The 6803-nt window shown below is 63.6% G+C and carries 6 protein-coding genes, 3 pseudogenes and 1 other annotated feature; of the genes and pseudogenes, 2 read left to right on the top strand and 7 right to left on the bottom strand.

What is annotated here, in order from left to right; translation table 11 throughout:
• Both MKL01_RS18450 and MKL01_RS18445 read left to right on the top strand, forming a co-directional pair.
• The coding region (locus MKL01_RS18450; protein WP_243906663.1) for an MFS transporter at nt 1–1211 on the top strand (1211 nt) is incomplete at its 5' end.
• 523 nt (nt 1212–1734) lie between these two features.
• On the top strand, nt 1735–2223 hold the full coding sequence (locus MKL01_RS18445; RefSeq protein ID WP_243906662.1) for a hypothetical protein: 489 nt from the start codon (nt 1735–1737) through the stop codon (nt 2221–2223).
• A gap of 67 nt (nt 2224–2290) precedes the next feature.
• Here the strand turns inward: MKL01_RS18445 and MKL01_RS18440 are convergent.
• The 7 genes and pseudogenes from MKL01_RS18440 to MKL01_RS18415 all read right to left on the bottom strand — a co-directional run.
• Nucleotides 2291–2479, bottom strand: a pseudogene (locus MKL01_RS18440) (transposase); the annotation flags it as partial.
• Between the two features lie 42 nt (nt 2480–2521).
• Nucleotides 2522–3750 (bottom strand): IS3 family transposase gene (locus MKL01_RS18435; RefSeq protein WP_243906661.1). Its coding sequence is split into 2 segments (ribosomal slippage): nt 2522–3462 and nt 3462–3750, totalling 1230 coding nucleotides; the frame shifts between segments, so codons are not numbered across the junction.
• Nucleotides 3353–3469 (bottom strand) — a sequence feature (AL1L pseudoknot). It overlaps the preceding gene by 117 nt.
• Nucleotides 3751–3804: 54 nt before the next feature.
• A pseudogene (locus MKL01_RS18430) lies at nt 3805–4029 on the bottom strand (IS5/IS1182 family transposase); the annotation flags it as partial.
• Between the two features lie 46 nt (nt 4030–4075).
• Nucleotides 4076–4957: a hypothetical protein gene (locus MKL01_RS18425; protein WP_243906660.1), complete on the bottom strand. Its 882-nt coding sequence runs from the start codon at nt 4955–4957 to the stop codon at nt 4076–4078.
• Between the two features lie 241 nt (nt 4958–5198).
• Nucleotides 5199–5822 (bottom strand): hypothetical protein, encoded by a 624-nt coding sequence (locus MKL01_RS18420; protein ID WP_243906659.1) that lies wholly within the window; start codon nt 5820–5822, stop codon nt 5199–5201.
• Between the two features lie 190 nt (nt 5823–6012).
• Nucleotides 6013–6213 (bottom strand): helix-turn-helix transcriptional regulator, encoded by a 201-nt coding sequence (locus MKL01_RS36245; protein ID WP_409566277.1) that lies wholly within the window; start codon nt 6211–6213, stop codon nt 6013–6015.
• A gap of 118 nt (nt 6214–6331) precedes the next feature.
• A pseudogene (locus tag MKL01_RS18415) lies at nt 6332–6667 on the bottom strand (transposase); the annotation flags it as partial.
• Nucleotides 6668–6803 lie beyond the last annotated feature (136 nt).

Genomic DNA, 6803 nt, shown 5'->3' with positions numbered 1-6803 from the left:
CCGGCGCCTCCGTGTGGATCGTGAACGCCTACCAGCTCGCGGTCGTGGCGACGCTACTGCCGATCGCGGCCCTTGGTGAGATCGTCGGGCAGCAGCGGATCTACGTTGCCGGCCTCATCCTGTTCATCGGCGCCTCGCTCGTCTGCGCCCTGGCCTGGTCCCTGCCGACGCTGGTCGCCGCGCGGGTACTCCAGGGGATTGGAGCCAGCGCCGTGATGTCCGTCAACATCGCGCTGATCCGCTTCATCTACCCCGCGCATCAGCTTGGCCGCGGCGTCGGGCTCAACGCCTTCGTCGTCGGCGTCGGCTTCGCGGTCGGCCCAACCGTGGCATCGCTGATCCTGCTAGCCGCGCCCTGGCCCTGGCTGTTCGCCGTCAACGTGCCGATCGGGCTCGGCGCCCTCGCCCTGGCCTGGGCTGCGCTGCCGGAGACCGGACGCTCCGGGCACAGCTTCGATGTTGCCGGCGCGCTGCTCAACGCCGCCGCGTTCGCGCTCCTCGTGCTCGGGTTGGGCGAGGCCGCACATGAAGGGCCGGTCTGGCGCATCCTTCCCGAGATCGCCGGGGCGCTCGCCTGCTTTACCCTGCTCCTACGTCGCCAGGCCGGGCACCCTGCCCCGATGCTGGCCGCTGATCTCCTGGCGCGCCCACTGTTCGCCTTATCAGCCCTGACCGCGGTGTGCTCCTTCGCGGCGCAGGGGCTGGCCTTCGTCTCGCTGCCGTTCCTGTTCCAGCATACGCTCGGCCGCTCGCAGGTTGAGACCGGCTTCCTGATGACGCCCTGGCCTGTGGTGGTCGCGCTGATGGCGCCGGTGGCCGGGCGCCTCTCGGATCGCTACGCCCCGGGCCTGCTCGGCGGCATCGGGCTCGCCGGCCTCGCGCTCGGCATGGGGCTGCTCGCGCTGCTGCCTGCTAATCCGAGCATTTCCGACATCATCTGGCGAATGGCGATCTGCGGGGCGGGTTTCGGCTTCTTCCAGGCTCCGAACCTGCGCGCCATCATGACGAGCGCGCCGCCGACGCGCTCAGGCGGAGCGAGCGGCATCGTGGCTACGGCGCGGCTTCTCGGCCAGACCCTGGGCGCTGCCCTGGTCGCGGCCTGCTTTGCGATCGCGGAGGCCCACGGGCCAGCCGTGGCAATGGGGCTCGGGGCGGCCTTTGCCGGATTTGCGAGCGCGGTGAGCTTCGTGCGCCTCGCCGTGGTGTCCTGAGGCCGCTCCTATGGCGTCAAATTCAGCCGGTCGCTTCAGGCGCGCCGTCGCGCAGTTGCCTGCCTCGGCGCCGGCACCGCCCTACCCCGCCGCTTTCCGCGTGTGGCAGGCTCTTCAGCTTTGGTTGCACCAGAACTTGACGCTCCCGATCCACGCAGCGACTGAGAGGCGTGTGCGTCGAGGAAGCGCCGACAGGCGTCGAAGTCCCTCCAGGTTGATCGTCGGCGCAATCGAGATATTGGCGACCAGCTCATCGAGGCGCGCGTGCGCTGCCGGAAGGCGTTCGCGCGCTCGACGGCCTCGGCACGCGTGGCCGCACGCCCGATCTTGGCCGGCTCGGCCTCGAACATGGCTCGGCCTTCCGACTTGCATCCGGGCCGCGTGCGTCGGTGAACGACCCCGTCGGATCGCCACCGGGCAAGATCAGGTCCTGACGGGTCTTATCTCGGCCCGACGGGTCCGTAGCCAGACTCGTAAAAGCTTAGGGGATGCACAACCGCACCCCAAAGCAGCGAGCAATAAAATGACCAAGAACAACGACCGTCGCACTCGCAGGTCGATATCCAAATGCGGCCGTAACCCTCACCTTCTGCTGGGCAAAATCCTACGGTTCATACAATTACGCGCCGAGGCAATAGGTCCGCTGCAGGCGGCGGCCGAGATGGCGGCCGAGATGGCGGCCATGAGCAGCGTCACGTTGGAGGGCTACACTGACAGAGGGCAACTGAGGGCGAGAGCAAAGGTCGACTACGATACCTTCGTCGCGCGCGCCGACAGCCTGCTGTCGCGCGAGGCTGACCGCGCCACCGATATTCTCCGGCGTTCGACCTGGGCACGGGTCCTGCAGCTCGCCGACGCGCTCGGCCCGTTCGTGACCATGGCCGAGTTGGCGATGCAGTGCGGCCTTATGATCTCCGTCTGCCGGGAAGCGGGATGGCTGAAACCGGGACCGGAGGTCAGTCCCTTCGATTTCGCCAAACGCGCCGACGCACCAGCCTGCTGTAGCCCCTAGCGAATTTGAAGCCGCACGCGTCCTTCGATGCGTGCGGCCGGACCACCGCGGATCTGACTGGGGCGTGTCATCGCTTGAGCCAGTCGAGGGCTGCAGCGAGGGAAAGGACGCCTATGAAGCTGGAGGCGGTTTTCTCGTAGCGGGTTGCGATGGCCCGCCATTCCTTGAGCCTGGCCCAGAGGCCCTCGACCTGATTGCGGTTGTTGTCGATCCAGTCCGGGCAGGCGACGGGGGCCTCGTGGCGCTGGGGCGGGATCTTGAACCGCCCCGGGTTTCCCGGAGGCCGTTTTGGTTTGGGTCAGGCTGCCAAGGACTGAGCCTCGGCCTGGGCATAATAGCGCGCTTCGGCCTCGGCGGGAGGGATGTTGCCGATGGGTTCGAGTAGCCGGCGGTGATTGAACCAATCGACCCATTCGAGGGTGGCGAACTCGACGGCCTCGAAGGAGCGCCACGGGCTACGCCGATGGATCACCTCAGCCTTGAACAGGCTGATCACCGCCTCGGCGAGGGCGTTATCGTAGCTGTCGCCAACACTGCCGACAGACGGTTCGATGCCCGCCTCGCCGAGGCGCTCGGTGTAGCGAATGCTCACGTATTGCGACCCGCGGTCGGAGTGACAGACGAGGCCGCCGCCAGCGAAGGGGCGGCGCTCGTGCAGCGACTGTTCAAGGGCATCGAGCACGAAGTCCGCCCGGGCCGAACGTGACACGCGCCAGCCCACGATCCGGCGGGCGAAGACGTCGATCACGAAGGCCACGTAGACGAAGCCGCCCCAGGTCGCGACGTACGTAAAATCCGCGACCCAGAGCTTGTTCGGGCACGCGGCCTTGAACTGCCGGTTGACCCGGTCGCGTGGGCAGGCCGCAGCCGGATCGGGGATCGTCGTCCGGACCGTCTTGCCCCGCACGACGCCCTTCAGGCCCATCGCTCGCATCAGCCGAGCGACGGTGCAGCGAGCGGCCACGATCCCCTCGCGGCCGAGCTGACGCCAGACCTTGCGCACACTGTCGACGCGGAAGTTCGCCTCGTACACGCGCTGGATCTCGACCATCAGTGCCGCATCCGAGCGAGCCCGGGCCGGCAGCGTCTCGGGGGCAGCCCGTCGCGCGACATGGGCATGGTACGTCGACGGGGCGATCGGCAGCACCCTGCAGATCGGCTCGACCCCATAGAGCGCACGATGATCGTCGATGAAGGCGATCATGACCGGGACCGGCGGTCGAGCTCCGCCATCGCAAAATACGCGGACGCCTTACGCAGGATCTCGTTCGCCTGCCGCAGTTCGCGAACCTCCCGCACCAGCGCCTTGATCCGCTCGCGCTCGTCCGTGCTCGGCCCGGCCCGTACGCCCCGGTCACGCTCGGCTTGGCGAACCCAGTTCCGCAGCGTCTCGCCCGAGCAGCCGATCTTGGCCGCGATCGACTGCATCGCGGCCCAGGGTGAGCTGTGCTCGCCCTGATGCTCCCGGACCATCCGGACAGCCCGCTCGCGGACCTCGGGGGAAAACGGTGGGGTATGCTTCGTCATGGCTCCAGTCTCTCAAGAGTTGGAGCCTCCGGGAAACCCGGGGCGGTTCATCTCGGGGCGCGCACCCATGTTCCAGATGTGCTCGCGGAAGGCGTGACTGGTGTAGCCGCGGCCTCCGACGACCCACTTGGGCACGCCTGGCAGCTGGTCGAGGAGCGGGACGGGCAGTTCATGGGCCTGCCCCGGTGCCAGCCGGAAGGCGATGGCACGGCCCTGCCCGTCGGCGATCACGCAAGCCTTGGTGCCATAGCCACCACGCGAGCGGCCAAGAGCCTCTTGAGGACAGCGCTATCACCGTTACCGCCCTTCAGCTCCGATACCGAGGCTACCGCTTCTCCGAAGCCCGAAACGGCTTCAGCGCCTCATCCCGGATCGCCCTCGCGAGCGCGGTCCCCTCGCGGTTACCGAACAGCAGCCTATCGAGGGTGCGCCCGGCCATGATGTCGAGCAGGCGAACTCGGTCACCGGTGCGCAGCCAATCCTTCTTGATCCGCCAAGCCCGGGTGTCGAAATCGGTCAATGCCTGCTCGCGTGAGACCGTCCGCAAGTAGGCCGTGCGGTAGACCTTCTGCGGTGCCTTCAAAGCGTAAACGAACTGGCGCACGATATCATCGTCAGGCACCTCCTGAATGTGCACCGAGGTCACGCCTTCTTTGATGCTGGCATGCCGGTCACGAAGCGGCTGGAGGATCCCATCGAGCTCCTCACGCGTGGCCCCCCAGGCGAGCAGGTGGCAATGCCAGGACACCGAGTCGAACACGGCCCAGCCCGATGAGGACCAACGGGGAAAAAGCGCGACCTCGACCATGCCGATGAAGGGCAGGTCGCCGAAAGCCTGCCGGGCCAGTTGCTGCAGGTGATGGATCTTGAAGTGCGCGGCCTCGCTCAGACGCCGCATCATGGAACGGCTTTGCCGATCGGGCATACCGCGGTCCCCTAGAGAGAAGGCGTAACGTGCTGGGGTGATGGTCACGAAGCAGCGCGGGCCGTAAACGATGCCCGGCTCAGCGGCGACATGCTTCAAGGCGATTTCGGCAAAGGCGATCCGGGAGTAGGCGTTGTTGGCGTAGAGCGCGTGCGCCTTGGCCCGCTGAAGCTCGTCGATCGCATCGCGGCAGGCGACCTGCTTGTAGTTCCTACGCGGGTATTCGAGGTAGTTCTTGATCCGATCATCAGTCCGAAGGTGAACCTCGGCGAAGGTGGCCATATCCACGATGGTGGGCAGGGGTGATCGCGGGTCATAAGGAAAGGGGGGTCGAATTTCGAAAAGCTGTCTTACGGACCTGTGAGCGCGGTAAGGCGATAGGAAATGAGCATATTCGGGCATGAGTTGCCTGCATTGATGAGGTGATGCGCGCTATAACGAATGATGTGTGCTATAACTGAAGCTCAGAACTGATTTTGGGAAGGGCTCAGGATTTGTTTGACCTGAGCCCTTCGTTGCTAGTTCACTCGCTCTCTAAACGAATGCGCTTGAATTTTTTACAGGCGAATTCTTTGTAATCTGAGGTGCCATCAACACGTTGGATTTTAAGATTTGCTTGCTGCCCTTTTTCGATCTTCATCGCTCTATCGAGGTGCTTCTGATTTACCCAGATCTTTAATGCTACAAGGTCACCCCAGATCTCGTCTTCAAAGATTGCTGCCTTCAATGCATTCGCCTTGGTAGCGAGCTTTGCAATCTCCTTTATGCCTCCGTCTTCGTGAATTCGCCCAGCTATCTCGTCGGGTGAAATGCCATTGTCGCAGTAATACCGAGCGACATTTGCATACACATTGACAGTTTGCTCTTTCTCCCTCGTGTTAGCGTCTAGAATGTATCGGGCTAGAGTGTTGAATTTGTTCGATGTGTCGCGTTTACGACCGGTATTTTTCTGCGTTTCTACAAAGAACTCCTCCTTCAGAAGTGACTCGTACCCGGGGACATCGCAGTCAAACAGCTGGACGCTACGGGCGATATCGGCGATAGCGAGGTGTAATTGATCCCGATAGGATCCCTCGACCGACTCATGTTTCTTTCGAGCTTCTCGAGCGACATCGAGGGCGGACTTCTGCGTATCTTTCGGTTCCATTTTTCTACCTTCCGGCCGAGCTTGTTGGCGCGCATTTGTCGGCATTGACGACAAACAAGCTCGATGCTTCGTGACGATTGAGGTTGGTTGGTTTCACTCGCCCGGAGGAAGTTCGGACGGCGCGACTTTGCGCCTACAGAGACTTGCCCCCGGGTGATTTCGGCGGTTAGCTGATACCTGTGCGTCTCACCTAACTGCCCTTGGTAAGGCTCCTGATTACTTCAGCCACTTCTGCCCGACGCCAAAAACTTAATCTACCGAACTTACAAGGAGCGGGAAAACGTTCCGCTTTAATGTCGGCGTAAAGCTTAGATCGAGACATTGGGATGATCTGAAGTACTTGCCTCAAGCGAATCAGCTCGTCGTTTGTTTCGCTGTTCCTATTTTTCATTAAGACCTCTCGTTCAGTTGCGGACGAGAGATGTCTTGCGCCAACGAAATCGGAAAAAACTCGTGTTGACGAGAATTTTCAGATCAATGGTGATTATCCGCGCGTTTGATGGCAGGGTTCAGGGGCCAATGGTCTTGAGGATGGCGCCGAAGGGCCTGCTGCCTGTCAGGCGCGCGGTGTCGACGACGGTGCGGATGGCTGCCTCGCCCTCAGCCGCCCACATGGCGCGATTACCGTTGGTCACCTTCCGCTGCACGACGGCCGGACGAAGCAGCCGCTCGGAGCCGTTGTTGGTCGGCTCGACCTGGCCTGGATAGGCGAGGAACACCAGGAGCTGATCGCGCGCACGGCTGATCTTGGCCTGCAGCTCGCGGGTCAGGTCTCAGCGGCTCGGCGTGGCCAGGATGGCACCGAGTTGCCGATCCAGGCTCCGGCGCTTGGCCGAGAGCGTGTTGATGCCGGAGTGAAACTCCCCAGAACCGCCGTTTGAAATCTCCTCAGTTGGACGTCTGCCGCCGGGCTCCCGGGGCGCGCCCTGGGAGCCCGGCGGCCGTGATTTGCCGATCCTCTCCCGATGGGCGGGGGAGTGA

The organism is Methylobacterium sp. J-070, assembly GCF_022829385.1.
Taxonomy (GTDB): Bacteria; Pseudomonadota; Alphaproteobacteria; order Rhizobiales; family Beijerinckiaceae; genus Methylobacterium.
This window is presented reverse-complemented; position numbering and strand designations above follow the sequence as displayed.

What these genes read in the sequence shown, in the direction of transcription:
- MKL01_RS18445 (WP_243906662.1), top strand. Translation starts at nt 1,735, where the DNA reads ATGACCAAGAACAACGACCGTCGCACTCGCAGGTCGATATCCAAATGC.
- MKL01_RS18420 (WP_243906659.1), bottom strand. Translation starts at nt 5,822, where the DNA reads ATGGAACCGAAAGATACGCAGAAGTCCGCCCTCGATGTCGCTCGAGAA.
- MKL01_RS18425 (WP_243906660.1), bottom strand. Translation starts at nt 4,957, where the DNA reads ATGGCCACCTTCGCCGAGGTTCACCTTCGGACTGATGATCGGATCAAG.
- MKL01_RS36245 (WP_409566277.1), bottom strand. Translation starts at nt 6,213, where the DNA reads ATGAAAAATAGGAACAGCGAAACAAACGACGAGCTGATTCGCTTGAGG.